This is a genomic window from Halomicrococcus pelagicus (genome assembly GCF_051917725.1).
Lineage (GTDB): Archaea > Halobacteriota > Halobacteria > Halobacteriales > Haladaptataceae > Halomicrococcus.
The window spans coordinates 603,797-622,106 of sequence record NZ_JBQBLX010000001.1; the positions used below are offsets into that span (position 1 = coordinate 603,797).

Annotated in this window: 18 protein-coding genes and 1 tRNA gene; 12 read left to right on the forward strand and 7 right to left on the reverse strand. The window is 63.0% G+C overall.

What is annotated here, in order from left to right; translation table 11 throughout:
* Positions 1-424: 424 nt before the first annotated feature.
* Both ACTF4R_RS03220 and ACTF4R_RS03225 read left to right on the forward strand, forming a co-directional pair.
* Positions 425-2,146: a hypothetical protein gene (locus tag ACTF4R_RS03220; RefSeq protein WP_440006191.1), complete on the forward strand. Its 1,722-nt coding sequence runs from the start codon at positions 425-427 to the stop codon at positions 2,144-2,146.
* Positions 2,146-2,892, forward strand: a complete 747-nt coding sequence (locus ACTF4R_RS03225; protein ID WP_440006193.1) for a hypothetical protein — start codon at positions 2,146-2,148, stop codon at positions 2,890-2,892. The genes ACTF4R_RS03220 and ACTF4R_RS03225 overlap by 1 nt, the downstream gene beginning before the upstream one ends.
* 176 nt (positions 2,893-3,068) lie before the next feature.
* Here the strand turns inward: ACTF4R_RS03225 and ACTF4R_RS03230 are convergent.
* Positions 3,069-3,140: transfer RNA gene (locus ACTF4R_RS03230), tRNA-Ala, on the reverse strand.
* A gap of 305 nt (positions 3,141-3,445) precedes the next feature.
* On the opposite strand from ACTF4R_RS03230, the gene ACTF4R_RS03235 reads away from it, so the two are divergent.
* Genes ACTF4R_RS03235 through ACTF4R_RS03250 form a run of 4 tightly spaced genes read left to right on the forward strand, consistent with a single transcriptional unit; the run spans position 3,446 to position 5,941 of the window.
* Positions 3,446-3,910: a 30S ribosomal protein S15 gene (locus ACTF4R_RS03235; protein WP_113275758.1), complete on the forward strand. Its 465-nt coding sequence runs from the start codon at positions 3,446-3,448 to the stop codon at positions 3,908-3,910.
* Positions 3,911-5,068, forward strand: coding sequence for an exonuclease RecJ (locus ACTF4R_RS03240; RefSeq protein ID WP_440006195.1), 1,158 nt, complete (start codon positions 3,911-3,913; stop codon positions 5,066-5,068). It abuts the gene before it with no gap.
* The gene (locus tag ACTF4R_RS03245; protein WP_440006197.1) at positions 5,065-5,313 is read left to right on the forward strand and encodes a KEOPS complex subunit Pcc1; all 249 of its coding nucleotides are present in this window, start codon (positions 5,065-5,067) and stop codon (positions 5,311-5,313) included. The genes ACTF4R_RS03240 and ACTF4R_RS03245 overlap by 4 nt, the downstream gene beginning before the upstream one ends.
* A complete protein-coding gene (locus tag ACTF4R_RS03250; protein WP_113275761.1) occupies positions 5,306-5,941 on the forward strand; it encodes a 30S ribosomal protein S3ae in 636 nt (211 codons plus the stop codon). Before ACTF4R_RS03245 ends, ACTF4R_RS03250 begins: the two co-directional genes overlap by 8 nt.
* Positions 5,942-5,991: 50 nt before the next feature.
* Here the strand turns inward: ACTF4R_RS03250 and ACTF4R_RS03255 are convergent, their stop codons facing one another.
* Positions 5,992-6,426 (reverse strand): plastocyanin/azurin family copper-binding protein, encoded by a 435-nt coding sequence (locus ACTF4R_RS03255; RefSeq protein ID WP_440006199.1) that lies wholly within the window; start codon positions 6,424-6,426, stop codon positions 5,992-5,994.
* 64 nt (positions 6,427-6,490) lie between these two features.
* Entirely contained in the window at positions 6,491-8,038 is a 1,548-nt protein-coding gene (locus ACTF4R_RS03260; protein ID WP_440006201.1) for a glutamate-cysteine ligase family protein, read from the reverse strand.
* 112 nt (positions 8,039-8,150) lie between these two features.
* Between ACTF4R_RS03260 and ACTF4R_RS03265 the strand changes: the two genes are divergently transcribed.
* Positions 8,151-8,429, forward strand: a complete 279-nt coding sequence (locus ACTF4R_RS03265) for a helix-turn-helix transcriptional regulator (protein WP_440006203.1) — start codon at positions 8,151-8,153, stop codon at positions 8,427-8,429.
* A gap of 28 nt (positions 8,430-8,457) precedes the next feature.
* Here the strand turns inward: ACTF4R_RS03265 and ACTF4R_RS03270 are convergent, their stop codons facing one another.
* The 3 genes from ACTF4R_RS03270 to ACTF4R_RS03280 form a co-directional block, all read right to left on the reverse strand.
* Positions 8,458-9,600, reverse strand: coding sequence for an acyl-CoA dehydrogenase (locus ACTF4R_RS03270; RefSeq protein WP_440006205.1), 1,143 nt, complete (start codon positions 9,598-9,600; stop codon positions 8,458-8,460).
* Positions 9,601-9,683: 83 nt separating this feature from the next.
* Positions 9,684-9,941 carry a hypothetical protein gene (locus ACTF4R_RS03275; protein ID WP_440006207.1) on the reverse strand — a complete coding sequence of 86 codons (258 nt, stop codon included), beginning with the start codon at positions 9,939-9,941 and terminating at the stop codon, positions 9,684-9,686.
* Between the two features lie 76 nt (positions 9,942-10,017).
* Entirely contained in the window at positions 10,018-10,419 is a 402-nt protein-coding gene (locus ACTF4R_RS03280) for a YlbF/YmcA family competence regulator (protein WP_113275767.1), read from the reverse strand.
* Between the two features lie 117 nt (positions 10,420-10,536).
* Here ACTF4R_RS03280 and ACTF4R_RS03285 point away from each other — a divergent pair, with 117 nt between their 5' ends.
* The gene (locus ACTF4R_RS03285) at positions 10,537-10,869 is read left to right on the forward strand and encodes a BsuPI-related putative proteinase inhibitor (protein WP_440006208.1); all 333 of its coding nucleotides are present in this window, start codon (positions 10,537-10,539) and stop codon (positions 10,867-10,869) included.
* A gap of 6 nt (positions 10,870-10,875) precedes the next feature.
* On the opposite strand, the gene ACTF4R_RS03290 is transcribed toward ACTF4R_RS03285, so the two are convergent.
* On the reverse strand, positions 10,876-11,805 hold the full coding sequence (locus ACTF4R_RS03290) for an NAD-dependent epimerase/dehydratase family protein (RefSeq protein WP_440006210.1): 930 nt from the start codon (positions 11,803-11,805) through the stop codon (positions 10,876-10,878).
* Between the two features lie 166 nt (positions 11,806-11,971).
* Here ACTF4R_RS03290 and ACTF4R_RS03295 point away from each other — a divergent pair, with 166 nt between their 5' ends.
* The 4 genes from ACTF4R_RS03295 to ACTF4R_RS03310 all read left to right on the forward strand — a co-directional run bounded on the left by ACTF4R_RS03295 (position 11,972) and on the right by ACTF4R_RS03310 (position 18,308).
* Positions 11,972-13,597, forward strand: a complete 1,626-nt coding sequence (locus tag ACTF4R_RS03295; RefSeq protein WP_440006211.1) for a Na+/H+ antiporter NhaC family protein — start codon at positions 11,972-11,974, stop codon at positions 13,595-13,597.
* Positions 13,598-13,638: 41 nt separating this feature from the next.
* Positions 13,639-14,181: a tRNA (cytidine(56)-2'-O)-methyltransferase gene (locus ACTF4R_RS03300; protein WP_113275771.1), complete on the forward strand. Its 543-nt coding sequence runs from the start codon at positions 13,639-13,641 to the stop codon at positions 14,179-14,181.
* Positions 14,182-14,390: 209 nt separating this feature from the next.
* Complete coding sequence (locus ACTF4R_RS03305) at positions 14,391-17,711, forward strand: PAS domain S-box protein (RefSeq protein WP_440006214.1); 3,321 nt, start codon at positions 14,391-14,393, stop codon at positions 17,709-17,711.
* Between the two features lie 117 nt (positions 17,712-17,828).
* Entirely contained in the window at positions 17,829-18,308 is a 480-nt protein-coding gene (locus ACTF4R_RS03310; protein WP_440006216.1) for an Rpp14/Pop5 family protein, read from the forward strand.
* Positions 18,309-18,310: the final 2 nt, after the last annotated feature.

The following is an 18,310-nucleotide window of genomic DNA, read 5'->3' on the forward strand; positions in this document are numbered from 1 at the left end:
CGGTTTCCCGCTCTTCGAGGGTTCCGGACCGTCCTTATCAAGAGCGGATATCTGAACGGGAAAGTTGTCCACTCTCCGCTGCGATAGTCCGATAGAGAGTGGCGATTCACCGGTGAGCAACACGATTCTGGAGAAGCTGCGGTCGGTCACGATGTGTCCGGGCTGTAACTACGTGACGACGGACGACGCCTGTCCGAAGTGCCTTCGGACGCTGCGGAGCGGAGAGCGGTAGCGGAGTTTTCGTTGGTCGACGTCTAACCGTCCTGCTGTATTCATTCTTGTCTGACAGCACTACGCTCACCCCTAGTAGAATGCAAATTCGCACACCTACACCGATATGGCCTTCCGATACGATGATATCAGTATGCACTACACCCATCTACAAATGATGACATTAATGACAGTGTAGATTTCACTTGTTTTCATGGCAGAAAACGAACCCCTCAATAGTGATCCATCCGATTTGGACTCTGCTTCTATTTTCTACCGCCCTGTACAATCCAAGGAAAGACTCCGAGAACCTGATGAACAGGTTATAAACTCACCTTCCGAATTGCGTGATGTACAGGAGCTTCTAAGATATATACAGGATAAGAAGCTCAACTACCCAATGCCGGTTTCAGATTCAAAAATGTCTGAGATAACTGGTGATAGAGTTAGAAAAATATTTGAGAGTCAGGCAGAAAACCACTTTGTCACTGATATTTTGGGCCTATTTTGTTCAAATCTTGAAGGCCGTCAGAAATCACAAGACAAATTCGCGATGCTCATCTACCTGAATGATCGATATCTTCTGGCTCACGCTAAAGCCGAGCGTGGGATGTCACTAAGGGAATCTGTGGGTGAAGATGATGTTAGGCAGATTGAATTGATTAAGCGATTCCTTGACGTAGACAATATTTTGAGTGCTGCTCTTTTTGAAAAGAATGTCGATGAGATTGTTTTCTCGCATTTCACAGACTCGGGTTCGGATTCGTTTCGGGAATTCCTTGGTGTCAATGAGCACCGTCTGAACTACCGTAGAAAAACAATACAGATTGTATGTTATTACCGGAGTCGCCGTGAATATAGCTGTAAATTTGAATTCACTACTGATGAATTTAGTGACAAATGGCTCCGTGACAATGAAATAGAATTTAGCGGTGATAAATTACGCTTCCAATCAGATGGAGGAGATAGATCACATGAGATTAAAGAAATACGATGGGGGAATACTACCTATGATTCAGTTGAAAGGTTTAAAAGCGAATTCAAAGAGGAAACTCTTGGACTGAATGTTGATAAGGATAAATACGAAACCTTGCATAGCTTCCCAGATGGAGGCGCTGAAAAGCTATCTGTATTTGATGCAGCCAAGGTAGTAGACCGCCGTAGACAAATAATTATTCACAAGGAGGATGGATCTACGGAAGCATTAAATAAGAATAATACTCCTGATAACTTGCATGTTCTCTACGCAAGTAGTAATATCCTTCTGGACTCCGGATTTGCTGACGATATTTTCGCCGATATTATCAATAAGAACGATGTGAAAATTTACCATGCCTCCGAGCATCCTGCCGCCCGAGCACTGAGCCTCGGGAGTATAACTTTCCTCAACATTGAGGACGAAAAGATATCTCCTGAGATGAGTAAATTTCTTGAAGAGACGTATAGTCATGCGGTGAACCGAGCAGGAGAAACGGTTAGAAAGTGCCTACTTAATTCAATGTTCCACGTTCTTCGAGAGCAAGTCAAACCATCTATTGGGAATGCGTTTGGACAGATTATAAATATTTATACAGGAAATCCTGCCAATGGCGCAACTGTAAGTACCAAAGAGAATGAAGCCGGCAATCTTGTCGAATATAAAAATAAGATTCATCTGGAAGGGGAAGATCCTGCTGAGGACATCTTTGAAGAAATCAAGACAGAGCAAAGGAAAGGAATTCATACGAAGGTATTTATGTGGGGTTTTACTGAACAGAACCGAGAAGTCGATGGTTTCTCATCGCAATCATGGAATGACGATAGAATATCTGGAATTGAAAAAGCGGTCTTGAGTAGGTTGTCCGATGAGGGACTTGGTCATAAAGAGTTCATGATGCAGCCGGTTCCGCTTGATAATAGGGGAGATCGAATGGCTATTACGGGGGTGTTCTTCTAATGGTGGGATTTAGTGCAAACGTTGGTAAAATCTCACGAGCATTCAAATCGGTCAATGCTCTTGTTGACACCGTTCCAGTAGTATTTGGAAATGAGAGCCTTGAAATTGATTCAGTTGACGAATTAAATATAGGGGCCGTAAGTCTCTCGCTTAACGAGGGAGCATTTCATTCATATGATGGTAATGGAACAGAAGTACACCTTGACATCGAACAGATTTGCCAATTGCTATCAAAATTCGATAGAGGGAGCCAAGCTACGATAAAATGCGATGTGGACAAATCACTTGTCAGCCTATTAGTAAGTGGTTATGAATTTGAACTCGCTACTATTCACCCTGACAGTGTACGCGGTGGGAGAAAAGCCGGGAAGGTAGATCCACCAGCTGAAGTTACTATTGAAGCCCAGGAGATACAGAAAGCTATGAGATTAGGAGATATGTTTTCTGAGGAGATTATAATGGGTATCGATGATAGTCGTGAAGTATTTTACATTAACTCTAAAGGAGATTCAGGTAATATGGCAGTCTCATATAACAGTGGAGATGATGAAATCACGTTTATAGAAAACGAGAGAGCACATGGTGTTTTTTCGCATTCGTACCTATATGAGATGACTAAGATGATTCCAGGAAACGAAGAAATATCACTAAAACTCGGTGAGGAATATCCAGCAAAGATTGAATTCAACTTCGCTGATGACGATGGTGAAATCGCTTATGGGTTGGCACCCCGTATTGTAGAGTGATATCGTAGTAACGAATATTATCAGCCAACTCTATTTTATGAAGAAATCGCATAGTACGTCAATCGTTTAGAGAGCGGTCAGTAATGGACTCGCCGGGAGTCACGCGAGCATCGCGAGCGTGACGTCGGCGAGGAAACGAACGACTGCCGGGAGCGAAGCGACCGGCAGGAAGTGAGTGGACTCGCCGGGATTTGAACCCGGGGCCTCTCCCATGCCAAGGGAGTGATCTACCACTGATCTACGAGCCCTCGTCCGCACTCCTTCTTTCCGGGGCGGTACTGATAAACCTCTCGAAATTCGGCCGCCCCGGTCCGGTTTCACGAACCGGGCGTCGACGACGAAGCCCACCGGCCTCGAACGGAATAGCAACCATTTAACTACCTCGACCGATTCCTACCGGACACGGGAACGGCACAGCCGCAAATCTGACTCGTCGCGCGACTCTCATTGCGCGGCTTGGGATTGCGGACGTGCAAGCGAGACCACCGTCTCGCGTTCGGCGCACCCCGCGCCGACTTCACGCAGCGGCTAGTGCAGTTCCTATCCTCGAACGATGGCACGAATGCACACGAGACGCCGTGGGTCGTCCGGTTCGGACCGACCTACGGACGACGAACCACCGGAGTGGAGCGACGTCGACGCGGACGACGTAGAAGAGCGCGTCGTCGAACTCGCGGAGCAGGGCCACAGCCCCAGCCAGATCGGGCTGAAGCTCCGCGACGAAGGCGTGACCGGCACCCCCGTGCCGGACGTGAAAGCGGTCACCGGCAAGAAAGTGACCGAGATTCTGGAGGAGAACGAGGCGGAACCCGACCTGCCCGAAGACCTCCGGAACCTGCTGAAGCGGGCCGTCCGCCTGCGCGAGCACATGGACGAGCACCCGCTCGACGCCCAGAACAAGCGCGCGCTCCAGAACACCCAGTCGAAGGTCCGTCGCCTGATTAGCTACTACCAGGGCGACGAGATCGACGAGGACTTCACGTACTCCTACGAGAAGGCCAAGGAACTGCTCGAATAGATGTCCACCGCCGGTCGAACCACCCCAGAGGACGACCCCGCCGCGAGCGAGGTAGCTGCGGCGCTGCGCGAGACCGCCTTCGTGCGACTGCTCGCGCGCGCCGACGGCGAGGCGCTGGCGGCGACCGGTCTCCTCGCCCGCGCGTGCTCCGACGCCGGCATCCCGTTCCAGGCGAGCGCGTCGCGGTTCCCCGAGGCGCGGTCCGGGCCGAGCGACGACTCGGACGGTTCGACGGACGAACTCGTCGTGACCGTCGGCGCGGCGGGCGGCGACGTGGTGCTCGCGGACGCGCCGACCGTCACCGCCCACGACGCGGCGGCGGAACTCGGCGCGTCGCCGGACCCGGTGCTCGCGCTGGCGGGCGTCGTCGCGGCCGGGCGAACCCCCGGCGCCGGCGACGACGCGCACCTGCTCGACGCCGCCGAGGCTCGCCTCGCGCGGCGACCGGGCGTCGCCGTCCCGACGAACGACCTCGCGGACGGCCTGGCGCACTCGACGCTCCTGCACGCCGGCTTCTCCGGCGACAGCGGCGCGGTGCAGGCCGACCTCGCGGAACTCGGTCTCCCCGCCGAACTCGACGGGGAGGCCCACCGCCGGGTGGCCTCGCTGGTCGCGCTCGCGGTCGCCGGCTCCGAGTCGGCGACCCCCCGAGCGGCCGAGGCGGTCGAGCGCGCGCTCCGCCCGTACGAACTCGCGGACGCGCCGTTCGCGACGCTCGGCGGGTACGCGGACGTGCTCGACGCGGTCGCACGCGAGCGGCCGGGAACGGCCGTCGCGCTGGCGCTCGGTCACGACGCTCGCACGTCGGCGCTCGACGCGTGGCGCGACCACGCGTCCGCGGCGCACGCGAGCCTGCGCGAAGCGACGACGGGTCGGTACGACGGCCTGTTCGTCGCCCGCACCGACGACGCGCCCGTCGAGACCGCGGCCAGACTGCTCCGGGACTTCCGGTCGCCGGAGCCGACGGCGCTCGTCGTCACGTCCGGGGAAGCGGCAGCGGCGGCCGCGCCGACCGACGACGAACGCGACCTCGGCGCGACGATGCGCGAGGCCGCGAGCGCGGTCGGCGGCGACGGCACCGGCACCGCACGGCGGGGGTACGCACGGTTCGACGCGGCGGCGAAGGAGTTCCTGACGGCGTTCCGGGAGGCACTATGAGCGGGAAACGACGCGCGACGCTCCGGACGGAGTTGGCGGACGCCGACGCCGTCGCGGCGGCGCTCGCGCCGGACAACACGCCGGAGATGTCGACCCGTGTGGAGGACGGGACGGTCGTCACGACGATCGAACGCGAGACGACCGGCGGCCTCCAGTCGACCGTCGACGACTACGTCGTGAACCTCTCGGTGGCGACCCAGGTCGTACAGACAGCCGAACGATTCCACGATACCAACCATGAGTGAACGATCAGTCTCCAAGCAAGCGACGGAGAAGCGGTGGTACACCGTGCACGCTCCCGAACAGTTCGACCGGGAGGAGCTCGGTGACACCCCCGCTGACGAACCGAACAAGGTGCTCGGACGCACCATCGAAACGACGCTCGGCGATCTCACCAACGACGCCAGCGAGAACAACACCAAGCTGACCTTCAAGATCGAAGACGTCGGCAGCGACGCGGCGTACACGGAGTTCGTCAAGCACGAACTCACCCGCGACTACCTGCGCAGTCTCGTCCGCCGCGGCGCGTCGAAGGTCGAGGCGTACGTCACGGTGCTGACAACGGACGACTACCGCGTCCAGATTCAGCCCGTGGCGTTCACGACGAAGAAGGCCGACCACAGCCAGGAGAAGGCCATCCGGCGACAGATGATCGACATGGTCCGAGAGGCCGGCGAGGAGCGCACCTTCGACGACCTCATCGACAGCATCGTCGAGGGCCGCCTCTCCAGCGCCATCTACGGCGAGGCCAAGACCATCTACCCGCTGCGCCGCGTCGAGATACAGAAGACGACGCTCGAAGCGCGTCCCGAGGAGGTCGCCGCCGAAGAGGAGACGGCCGTCGACGTGGACGAAGAAGAAGTCGAAGTCTGAACTGCGGCGGACGTCGTTTTTTCGCGGACCGGTGCCGACGAGCGACGGCGTTACTCTTCGACGATTATCTTGCCGGACATCCCGCTGGGCTCGTGTGGGACGCAGAAGTAGGCGTAGGTGCCGGGCACGTCGAAGGTGTACCCGTAGGTGTTGTTCTGCTGGACGGTGCCGCCGTAGCCGTCCACCCACGCGTCCCGGGCGGCCTGCTCGGAGTCGAACCCGCCGGAGGCGAAGTAGTCGGCCGACTCCGGAATCGCGTTCTCGTAGGCGGTGACGGTGTGGCGGCGCATGCCGGTGTTCTTCCAGACCACCGTCTCGCCGACCCGTATCGTCAGCTCGCGGGGCTTGAAGAAGCTCGACCCCATGCCGACGTCGAAGTTACCGTCCTCGGAACTCGGCGACCCCGCGCTCAGTATTCCGGCACAGCCCGACAGACTCGCGGCTCCCGCGGCCGCCGCCCCGGCCAGGAACGCTCGGCGGTTCATACCCGAGTCTCGGTGTGCCGGGCGTATATGTCTCTCGAAACGGGGGAGTCGCGAGGCGACGCGCTCACACCTCGGTCGTCCCGCGACCGACCCAGTCTGCGAAGCTCCCCTCCAGCAGCGTCTCCGACTGGTGGTCGATGTAGCTGCGCTGCACGTCGGAGATGGCGTCCGCGAAGCTCTCGCCGTCCTCGACGCGTCGTTTCACCTCGCGGTGCTTCCAGCCTGCGGGCGTGACGGCGTGGCGGGCGCGCTGGCGGAGCGGCCAGAGGTACTTCGCCGCCTCCTCTTCGGAGAGCCCCCGCGACGTGAGTCCGTCTTTCGCGTGGGCGAAGAGGTCGGTGAATATCTCTTCGGAGTCCGTCGTCTCCGCGCCGTTGTTGGCGATCCAGTAGAGGTCGGCGTCCAGTCCCTCCCGCATCGCCTCGTAGAAGTTGTCCCGGGCGATGACCCAGTCGAGGTGGCGAACGGGGTGTTCGCGTCGGAACGTACTCTCCAGCAGACCGGCGAACGCCGCCTGGAACGCGATGGCGTCCCGGACCGTCGGCTGGGCGGCGATGGGCCGGAACTCGATGCGGGCGTTGGCGGACGAGCGCGTCGCCCCGCCGAACACCGGTCGCACCCAGCGCCAGTACGTGCCGTGTTTCAGCCGGAAGTGGGCGAACTCGTCGTCGAAGCGGTCGGCGGGCGACACCGGCATCGGCACGATGGTCTCGTCGGCGGCGATGCCGTCGACGGCGTCTTCGACGGTGTCGAACTCGTCGGGGAACCGGACCTTCGCGGGCGTGTCGCCGGGCGCGTTCAGCACCGACTCGAAGACGGAGATGCGGTTCGACATCCACGCGTCGGCGAGAATCTCCTCGGGAGGCGCGTCGTCGTAGAGGTCCGGCGGGAAGAACGGCGAGTTCACGCCGAGCGCCAGCAGCGGGGCCGCGATGCGGATGGCGTACCGGAAGTACGTCGGCAGGTCGTGGGCGTGGGGAACCTGGTAGTGGGGCTGGATGGAGGTGATGAGGCTCTCCGGCATGACGGTGTCCGCCGACAGCGAGACGTGCGGCGCGTCGAGTTGCATCCCCGCCGGAGCGGTGCTGTCCTCGCCCGCGGTGTTGGCCATCGCGTGGTAGCGCACCGAGTCGCTCATGTTCGAGGCGATGCGAACGCCGTCGTCGTCGACGCTGTCGGTGAGGTAGCTGCGGGCGGTCTCGCCCTCCGGCGGGATGGTCCACATGCCGTCGCTGACCAGCACCATCCCCTCGGCGTTGGTCCGGTTCTCCGCCGCGGCGAGGCGCGCTTTCACCTCGGCCTCCTGTGCGGCCAGCCCGTAGCTGTTCAGCGGCTGCGGGCTCGTCGACATCTCGGCGTTGTGCAGGCCGAGTTCCTTCTCGAACCCGATGAGTTCGAGCAGTCGTCGGGGGACCCGAGAGAGCGCTCGCGTCTCCGCGTCGACCGCGTAGAACTCGTACTCGAACCCGACGATGGCCTGCGGGTTGTCGAAGACGCCGTCCGCGAGTCCGCGCTTGATGACCTCGGCCTCCTCCTCGACTCGACGCTGGAATCCGTCCGCGTCGACGTCCAGCACCGTCTCTACGCTCGAAGCGAGGTCATCGTCGGTCATACCCGGCCAATCGTAGTCCAGCCGTTTCAATCTACGGACTCCGGGACGGCTATCCGCGGCTCCGTCGGGCGAAACCAGAACTGACGTGGCGGACGAGTCCCTTCGCCCGCCCATGACGCGGTACCACCAGAGCGGCACGCGCCGCGACGCCTGTGCCCTGCTGTACGAGGCCGGCGAACTCCCCGGACAGAAACTGAAGACGAAGATAGAGTCCCACTACGACGCCCGGTTCGACCCAGAGCGGTTCTACGCGCTGCTGGAGAAGCTAGAGCGGAGCGGTCACGTCGAGCGGCGCGAGGCCGAACTGAAGGACCTGTACTCGCTGACCGACGCGGGCGAGCGTGCGCTGCTGGACCACTACGACTGGCTCGGCGAACGAATCGAGGAGTGAACGCCGCCGGACGGGTCGGGGCGTCGTCTCAGTCCAGCAGTTCGTTGGCGATGGTGTTGCGGAGGACCTCGCTCGTGCCCTCGTATATCTCGTTGAGCTTCGCGTCGCGGTAGTACCGCTCCACGTCGAAGTCCGTCGTGTACCCGTAGCCGCCGTGTATCTGGATGCCCTCGTTGGCGACCTCGCGGCTGATCTCGGACGCGAACAGCTTCGCCTGGGCGGCCTGCTTGATGTAGTCCTCGCCGCGCATCTTCCGGTCGGCGGCGCGGTGCATCAGCATCTTCGCGGCCTGTATCTTCGTGTCCATGTCGGCCAGCTTGTGCTGGATGGTCTGGAACTCGCTGATGGGCTGGTCGAACTGCTCGCGGTCCTGGGCGTACGTCAGGGAGTCTTCGAGCGCCGCCCGTGCGAGACCGATGGAGCGGGCGGCGATGGTGATGCGTCCGCCGTTGAGCGTCTTCAGCGCGTGGACGAACCCGCGACCCTCCTCGCCGAGCAGACGGTCCTCCGGAATGCGCATGTCCGAGAAGCGCAGTTCCGCGGTCGGACAGCCCTTGTCGCCGAGCTTGTGTTCGGTCCCCTCGACGTGGAAGCCGTCGTCCTCCTCGGGTCGAACGACGAACGAGGAGATGCCGCGGTTGCCCGCGTCGGGGTCGGTCTTGGCGAAGACGGTGACGGTGTCGGCGACCGACCCGTTCGAGATCCAGAGCTTCCCACCGTTCAGGACGTACTCGTCGCCCTCTTTCTCCGCGGTGGTCTCCATCGCCGGCACGTCGCTACCGGCACCGGGTTCCGAGAGCGCGAACGCTCCCACGTCCTCGCCCCGGTTCAGCGGCGTGAGGTACTCCCGTTTCTGGTCCTCGTCGCCGAACGCGTACAGCATGTTGCCCGCGAGGCTGGTGTGGGCGGCGACGATGGTGCCGAGGCCACCGCTCCCACGCGAAATCTCTTCGAGGCCGATAGCGTAGGAGTGGTAGTCCAGTCCGGCACCGCCGTACTCCTCGGGGAACGGCATGCCCATCAGTCCGAGGTCCGCCATCTGGTCGACGAGGTCCGCGGGGAACTCGTCGCTCTCGTCGATCTCCGCGGCGCGGGGTTTGATCTCCTCGTCGGCGAACTCCGCGACCATGTTCCGAATCTGCTTCTGCTCTGCGGAGAGGCTGAAATCCATGCACGAAATTTCGGGTAGTCAATCCTTTACTTTTCCCATCGCGGTCGCTCCGCCTCCGGACTCGGTCGTCAGTCCGACCTCGTTCAGAGCAGCTTCTTCCGGACGTCGTTGAGCGTGAGCGCGCCCTGGACGGCGTACGACAGCCCCTTGTGCCTGGGCGCGACGGACGCCGCACCGAGCAGTATCAGAGCGCGCGTCGTGTTGCCCTTCTTGAGCGCGTAGGCGGCCTGGACGACCAGCGAGACGACGTTGAGCCGGTCGAACGACTTTATTCGGACCGGAGAGGTCGACAGTAGCATCCTCGCGCCGGCTTTCGCCACGCCGAGTAGTGTTCGGAGCATCAACAGGTAAAGGGTGCTCTCGCGTGTAAGGATTCGGCTTGAGTGCGAAAGCTCGACCGAGAAGAGGAGTCGGCGGTTACTCGTCTTCGCAACAGCCGCCGGCCTGCTGACCGAAGTCGACCGCCAGCGGTGCCGAGATGGCCTCGTTCAGCTGCTCCAGCCTCGTCTCGAGTTCCTCCTGGGCGTCGAGGTACTCCTCCATGACGGGCAGGGCGTGGAGATGCTCCTGGGCCTCCTGGACTCGCTGGACGTCCTCCTGGGTCGCCTCGCCCGTCTGGCGAGCGAGCATGAACTCCTGGCGGAGCTGTTCGAACTCCTTGATGCGCTCCTGGGCCTCCTCGTCGGCCTCGACGGCCTCCTTGGTCTCCTCGAACCGCCGGTACTCGGGCGTCCGGGTGATGGCTTCGCCGAGTTCGGTCGCCATCTCCTCGACCGACTGCGATTCGTCGCCAGCCTCCGCCTGTGCGTCGATGCTCATGGACGGGGTTTCGGACCGGACGGGTTTCAACCTGCCGGACCACCTCGGGGTTGCCCGTTCCGCGTCGCGGGTCGCCCGGTCCCAAATTTTTCGTCGCGGCGCGGCGAAGCTATCCCCATGACGCTAGAAACCGACGTCACCGCGACGCCGACGGGCGACGCGGTCGCGTTCGAACTCACAGTCCGAAACGCCGGCGACGACCCCGTCGAGCTGACGTTCCGGAGCAGTCTCACGGCCGACTTTGCGGTGCTGGACGACGACGAGGAGCGGTGGCGGGCCAGCGAGGGCCGGATGTTCACGCAGGCGCTCCAGTCCGAGACCGTCGAGGCGGGCGGGGAACGTACCTATCGCGGCGGGTGGTCGGAGGCGGAGCCGGGCGAGTACACCGTGGTCGCGACGCTGAACACGGTCGACGACCGGGGCGAGGCGAGAACCGACTTCTCGGTGTGAGCGGTCTCAGCGCAGTTCGTTGTACAGTTGCCGTGTCGCCTTCCGGACGGCCTCGTCGCTGCTCGTCGGCGGCTCCCAGCCGAGCGCGGCGAGCTTCTCGATGGAGAGGCGCATCTTCGGCACGTCGCCCGTCCAGCCGCGGTCGCCGCCGGTGTACTCGTACTCGGGGTCGACGCCCATCTCCTCGCTCACGATGTCGGCGATGGCGGTGACCGACGTGGTCGTGCGCGTGCCGAGGTTGTACGTGTTGAGGTCGTCCTCGGCGCGTTCGACGACGTGACACATCGCGTCGACGCAGTCCTCGACGTGCATGTAGGACTTCTCCTGGCGGCCGTCGCCGAGGATGGTCAGCGACTCGGGGTCGGCGAGCAGCTTCTCGATGAAGTCCGGGACGACGTTGCCGCGCTGGTGCGGTCCCACGATGTTGGCGAACCGGTACATCCACACCGTGAAGTCGTGCGAGTGTGCGTACGTCGAGACGATGCCCTCGTCGGCGAGCTTGCTGGCTCCGTAGATGCTGATGGGTTCGAGCGGCGCGTAGTCCTCCGGCGTCGGGCGCGGTGCCTCGCCGTACACCGTCGAGGAGGAGGTGAAGCCGAGGTTCGTGACGCCGACCTCGTCCATGCGTTCGACGACGTTGTACGTCATCGCGCCGTTCTCCTCGAACAGCTGACGGGGGTTCTCGTAGTTCGTGTCGGTGTAGGCGGCGAAGTGGAAGACCGCGTCGAGGTCCTCGGTGACGACCTCGGCGACGTCGTCGGGGTCGGTCATGTCGGCCTGCACGAACTCGACGCCGTCGGGCACCCGCTCGCGGTCGCCCTTCGAGAGGTCGTCGGCGACGACGACGTGGTTGTCCGCGGCGAGTCGCTTCGCGAGGTGGGAACCGACGAGGCCCGCACCGCCGGTTACGAGCACTCGCTTTTCGGAGAGCTCCATGCGTCGTAGTTGCGAGCAGCGGCGGCATGTGCGTTCCGGTCCTCGTTCGCTCCTCACGACTCTGTACAGTCGTGGAAAATTATTTCGCATCGCTATAAATTATGGTGCTTATATTCCATCTTAGTGGCCAATAATGTTTATGACGTACCGTTGCCGGTGTCAGAGTATGGCGAGCGAAACATACGGAATAATCAGTCTGTTTCCGGCGCTGTTAGCCATCATCCTGACGCTCGTTTCGCGGCAGGCGCTCCTGTCGCTGTTCGCCGGTATCTGGATCGGCGCGACGATACTGGTCGGCTGGAATCCGGTCGCTGGCGCGGCCCGGAGCTTGGAGTTCGTCGTAACGAACGTCACCGCAACGTTCAACGTGAAACTGTTGCTGTTCACGTTCCTCATCGGCGCGATGCTGGGGATGATATTCCTCTCCGGCGGGATGAAGTCGGTGGCGGACGCCATCGTGAAACGCGTGAAGACGAGCCGGCAGGCCCAGCTGGGGACCTCCGTCCTCGGCATGCTGATATTCTTCGACTCCTACGCCAGCACGATGATATCCGGGTCGGTGATGCGTCCGGTCACCGACCGCTTCGACGTGAGCCGCGAGAAGCTGGCGTACATCCTCGACTCGACGACCGCACCGACCGCGAGCATCGCCGTGGTGTCGACGTGGCTCGGGTTCGAGGTCGGCCTCATCCAGCAGCAGTTCAACGCATTAGGCGTCCAGCGGAACGCCTTCCTCGTGTTCATCGAGTCCATCCCGTTCCGGTTCTACAGCCTGTTCGCGCTCGTGCTGGTGTTCACCGTCGTGCTCTCCGACTGGAACTTCGGCCCCATGGAGAAGGCCGAGCGCCGCGCACGGAACGAGGGGAAGCTGCTGCGCGACGACGCCAACCCCCTGATGGAGACGCAGGCGGGCGACATCGAGACGCCGGACCACGTCGACCCGCGCTGGTGGTACTTCGCCTCGCCCATCGTGGTGCTCGTCGCGGTCACGCTCTTCGGCCTCTGGTTCACCGGCGGCGGCGTCGCGAAGACGACCCAGGCGCTGGCCGGTGCCGGAGGGATGTTCGACTCTATCGACGCCCTCTTCGGCTCCTACGCCGACGCGCTGAAGAACGCGAACACGGCGAACGCCATCCTCTGGGCGTCGTTCGCCGGCTGTGCGACCATCCTCGCCATCCTCGTCGCCCACGCCCGCATCGAACTCGACGACGTGAGCGACTCCATCTTCGAGGGGTTCAAGATGGTCATGTTCCCCATCGCCATCCTCTCGCTGGCCTGGAGCATCGGTTCCGTCAGCGAGGCGCTCGGCGTCGGTCCGTACGTCGTCAGCGTCTCGAAGGGTATCATCACCGCGGAGCTACTGCCCGCCGTCGTCTTCCTCAGCGCGGCCGTCATCAGCTTCTGCATCGGGACCTCCTGGGGGACGATGGGCATCCTGTTCCCCGTCGCGGTCCCGCTCGCGCACACCATCGGAACGCCGCTCGCGATGGCCATCGGTGCCATCCTGACGGGGTCGCTGTTCGGCGACCACTGCTCGCCCATCAGCGACACGACGGTGCTGTCGAGCATGTTCGCGGCGAGCGACCACGTCGACCACGTCAACACCCAGATTCCCTACGCGGTACTGGCTGCGGGGGTGGCGACGCTGGCGTTCCTCGTCAGCGGCTACACGGGCGTGTCCGTCGGCGTGGTCCTCACCGTCGGCGTCGGCCTGCTGGTCGGGGCGACCTACGTCCTCTCCGAGCACGTCGGCGCGACCGAGCAGATGAACGTGGCCGAGGCCTTCGAGTAGGATTCGAAACCCCCTAACCCGCCCGTCGCCCACCTCGACGTATGCAAGACGAACCGGAGGTCGCCGTCGTCCGACTGGGCCACCGCCCGGGACGCGACGAGCGGATGACGACCCACGTCGGACTGACGGCGCGGGCGCTCGGGGCCGACCGCGTCGTCCTCCCGGACAACGCGGCGAAGTCGCGGGACACCATCGAGGACATCACGGAGCGGTTCGGCGGTCCCTTCTCGGTCGAACTCTCGGGCAGCCAGAAGGCGCTCGTTCGCGACTGGGACGGAACGGTCGTCCACCTGACGATGTACGGCGAGCGCGTCCAGGACGTCCAGGACGAGATACGGGCGGCCCACGGGGACGAACCGCTGCTCGCGGTGGTCGGCGCGGAGAAGGTCCCGTTCGACGTGTACGAGGCCGCGGACTACAACGTCGGCGTGACGAACCAGCCCCACTCCGAGGTCGCGGGGCTGGCGGTGTTCCTCGACCGACTGTTCGAGGGCCGGGAACTCGACCGGGAGTGGGTCGGCGCGCGCCAGCGCGTCGTCCCCGAGGAGACCGGGAAGACGGTTCGTCCGGTCGACGAGGAGTGACCCCGCGAGCGGTCGCTCCCGGTGGAGGGCCCCGCAGGTAGACCGTATCGGAGCCCCGAAGCGAAGACGGGTTGCGCCGGTCGCGACGAACACGGAGCCTGACCGCGGCGATTGCGAACGCTTCCTCACCTGCGCGAGCTTCGGGGACCGGGCAGTGGATTTCCTTGGAAGGAAAAGGTTATTTTCCCCCCAAACATTTTCGAATATCAATGAACTCGGAACGTGTCACGCTCGCTGACACGCTTGCAGTCTTCGAACGAGCGGGGGACGCAAACGAACCCAGGACGGCGAGCGAAATCGCGGACGAACTGGAGTGTACCCGACGGACCGCCTACAACAAACTCGACGAACTCGACGAGCGTGGCGACGTCCGAAGCAAGAAGGTGGGGGCTCGAAGCCGCGTGTGGTGGATCGAGTCCGATTCGTCCGACCGGGAACTTCGGCGCGAGCGCGACCTCATCGAGCGGATTCTCGACACCAGTCCCGTCGGCATCGCCGTCCTTACCCCCGATGGAACGATCACCCACGCGAACGAACGGGCGGAAACGCTCCTCGATATCACCTACGACGAGGAGACGGACACGTACGCGAACGCGATAGACCGTCCGGTCTACGACGCCGATGGAGACCTGCTTCCCCCCGAACGGCGTCCGTTCGCCCGCACCGCCGAGACGGGCCAGCCAGTGTACGACGAAGAGGTACAGGTCGAAACGTCCGCTGGGGACCGCCGCTGGCTCTCGGTCAACGTAACGCCGATGTTCGACGAGGACGGCGGTGTCGACCGGATAATCGCAGCCGGCAAGGACGTCACGAGCCTCAAGACGCAGGCCCGCCAGCTCGAACGCCAGCGCGACGAACTGGAGGCGGAACTCGCGGAGGTGTTAGAGCGAATCGACGACGGCTTCTTCGCTCTCGACAGCGAGTTCCGGTTCACCTACGTGAACGACCGCGCGGAAGAGCTCCTGGACTGCCCGAAGTCGGAAGCGCTCGGCCGCGACATCAGGGAGGTCATCCCCATCACCGAAACCGCCGAGACGGCCTTCACCGAGGCTCTCGAGACGCAGGACCCGGTCACCTTCGAGGACTACTACGACCCGCTCGACGCGTGGTTCGAGAACCAGGTGTCGCCCTCCGAAACCGGCATCTCCCTCTACTACCGGGACATCTCCGACCAGAAACGCCGCGAACGGCAACTCGAACGCTACGAGACCATCGTCGAGACGGTCCAAGACGGCATCTACGTCCTGAACGACGACATGGAGTTCTCGATGGTCAACACCGCCCTGACCGAGATGACCGGCTACGACCGCGAGGAACTCCTCGGCACGCCGGCCGGGGAAATCACCGACGACGTGTGGGAGACGGTCGAGAAACGGGAGGCCGAGATACGGTCCGGAGACCGCTCTTCGGCGACCGTCGAGGTCGACGTCGAGACCAGGGACGGCGACACCTTCTCGGCGGAGGCGACGTGGGTCCCTCGCTCGACCGACGACGGCTACGAGCGAGTCGGCGTGGTCCGGGACGTCACCGAACGCAAGGAACGCGAACGGGAGCTTCAGAACCGCGTCGAGCAACAGCGAGCGCTTTCCGAGTTCTCCCGGTACGCGCTCGAAGACCGGTCGCTCGACGACCTGTTCGACGAGGCGGTCGAACTCGTCGCCGACACGCTCGACCACGACTACTGCAAGGTGCTGGAACTGTTCCCCGAGGACGGCGAACTCCTGCTTCGAAACGGCGTCGGGTGGCGCGACGACATCGTGGGGTCGGCGACGGTCGTCGACGACCGCGCCTCGCAGGCGGGCTACACTCTCGTGTCCGAGGGGCCGGTGGTGGTCGAGGACCTCGAAACCGAGGACCGTTTTTCGGGCCCAGAGCTGCTCACCTCCCACGACGTGAAAGGCGGTATCAGTACGATAATCGGTACGCCAGACGACCCGTGGGGCATCCTCGGTACGCACGACACGGACGAATGGGCGTACACCGACCACGACGTGCAGTTCGTCCAGCGCACCGCCCACATCCTCTACACGGCCATCCGGCGGCGCGAGCGCGAACAACAGCTCGAACGCTACGAGACCATCGTCGAGACGGTCGAAGACGGCGTGTACGCGCTCGACTCCGACGAGCGATTCGTGATGGTCAACGAGGCGTTCCTCGACATGACCGGCTACGAGCGCGAGGAACTGCTGGGCCGACACGCCTCGCTCGTCCACACCGACGAGATAAACGAGCGGGCTGCCGCGATGAGCGATGCGGTCACCGACGAACTGGGAAGCGCCACGCTGGAGGTCGACCTCCGGTCCAAAGACGGCGGAACGATTCCGGTCGAGAGCCGATTCGGCCCGTACCGGTACGGCAGCGAGGAGTTCGCACGGACCGGCGTCGTCCGGGACATCACGGAGCGCAGGCAACTCGAGGAGACGCTCACCGCGCTCTACGTCTCGGCGCGCGAGCTGCTCGGTGCCAAGACGAAAGACGAGGTCGCCGAGATCGCCGTCGAGACCGTCACCGACATCCTCGACCTCTCGGGCGTCGTCACGTACCTGTACGACGAGGAAGCAGGTCGCCTGTATCCGGCGGCGCAGTCCAGCGAGTCCGGGTTCATGCGCGAGGAACTCCCGGCGGTTCCGCCAGACGATTCGAGCATCACCGGTCACGTCTACGCGACGGGCGACTCACGACGGTTCGACGACGTCACCGACTCGTCGTACCTGCAGGCCAACGCCACGGAGATGCGTGCCGGCGTCTTCGCCTCGATGGGCGACCACGGCGTCATCGTCGTCGGCTCACGAGCGGTCGGCGGGTTCGACGAACGGACACAGCGGCTCGTCGACCTGCTGGCGGCGAACGCCGAGGCAGCGTTCGACGCGGTCGAACGCGAGCACGAACTCGCATCGCAGAACGAACGCCTCGACGGGTTCGCGAGCATGCTCGCCCACGAACTCCGGAACCCCCTCACCATCGGCCAGATGTACTGCCACGAGCTTCCGGCGGAGGTGGATTCCGAGACGGTCGACTACATCGCGGAAGCGTTCGACCGCATCGAGAACATGATCGACGTCATGCTCGTGTTGACGCAGGGCCGCGAAGCGGTGGACGACCAGAGCCGCGTGCGACTCGCGGAGATGGCACGGGACGCGTGGGACGACGTCGACACGACCGACGCGACGCTAGACGTGTCGGTGGACGACGTGATACGGGCGGACGAGACGTACATCCGACACCTGTTCAGTAATCTCTTCGAGAACGCGGTCGAACACGGTGGGCCGGACGTCACGGTCACGGTCGGCGAGATGCCGACCGGGTTCTACGTGGCGGACACCGGGAGCGGGATTCCGCCGGGGGAGCGAGACGCCGTGTTCGAGGCCGGATACACGACGGCCGCGAAGTACGGGGGGACCGGACTGGGGCTGGCGTTCGTCCGGGAACTGGCCGAGGTGTACGGGTGGGAGTGCGCGGTGACCGAGAGCGACGCTGGCGGGGCGCGGTTCGAGTTCACGAACGTCGACCGGGACCCGGAGCGAAGCTGACCGATTCACGTCGCTTCGTTAGAACGCCACTCGCGCCGACGACCGGGAATCGAGACGGACCGACAGGTTCGGGAGCGCACCATTCAAGCCCGCGCCGCGCCAACTGCCGACCAGACGATGAAACACCTCCCGAAACATCTGCGGCCGCGCTGGCGCTACCTCGCGGTCGGCATCAAAGCGTGGCCCGACGCCGACCTGGACCGCCGGTCGTTCCAGCGGAGCGTCTGGTTCGCGGCCCAGAACCTGCTGGGCGACGCCGGCAGCGCCGACGCGGACCTGAGCCTCCTCTCCTTCGAGTTCGGGGACGGTGAAGGAGAAGCGCTGGTCCGCGCCCGTCGCGGTCACGCCGAGCGCGCCCGTGCGGCGCTGGCCTGCATCGACGAGGTGAACGGCGACCCCGTAGGGGTGTTCGTACGGGGCATAAGCGGTACGGTACGGGGTTGTGAAGAAAAGTATTTAGGTCGTCGCAGGGAACTTTCGGGGGAGAGAAGCGTCGTGTTTGCGGACGCTGAACGGGCCGCCGTCGAACGGGACGGTCTAATCGACGTACGGCTCGACGGAGCGTTCGCGGGCGCGACGGAACTCGATTTCGAGTGATA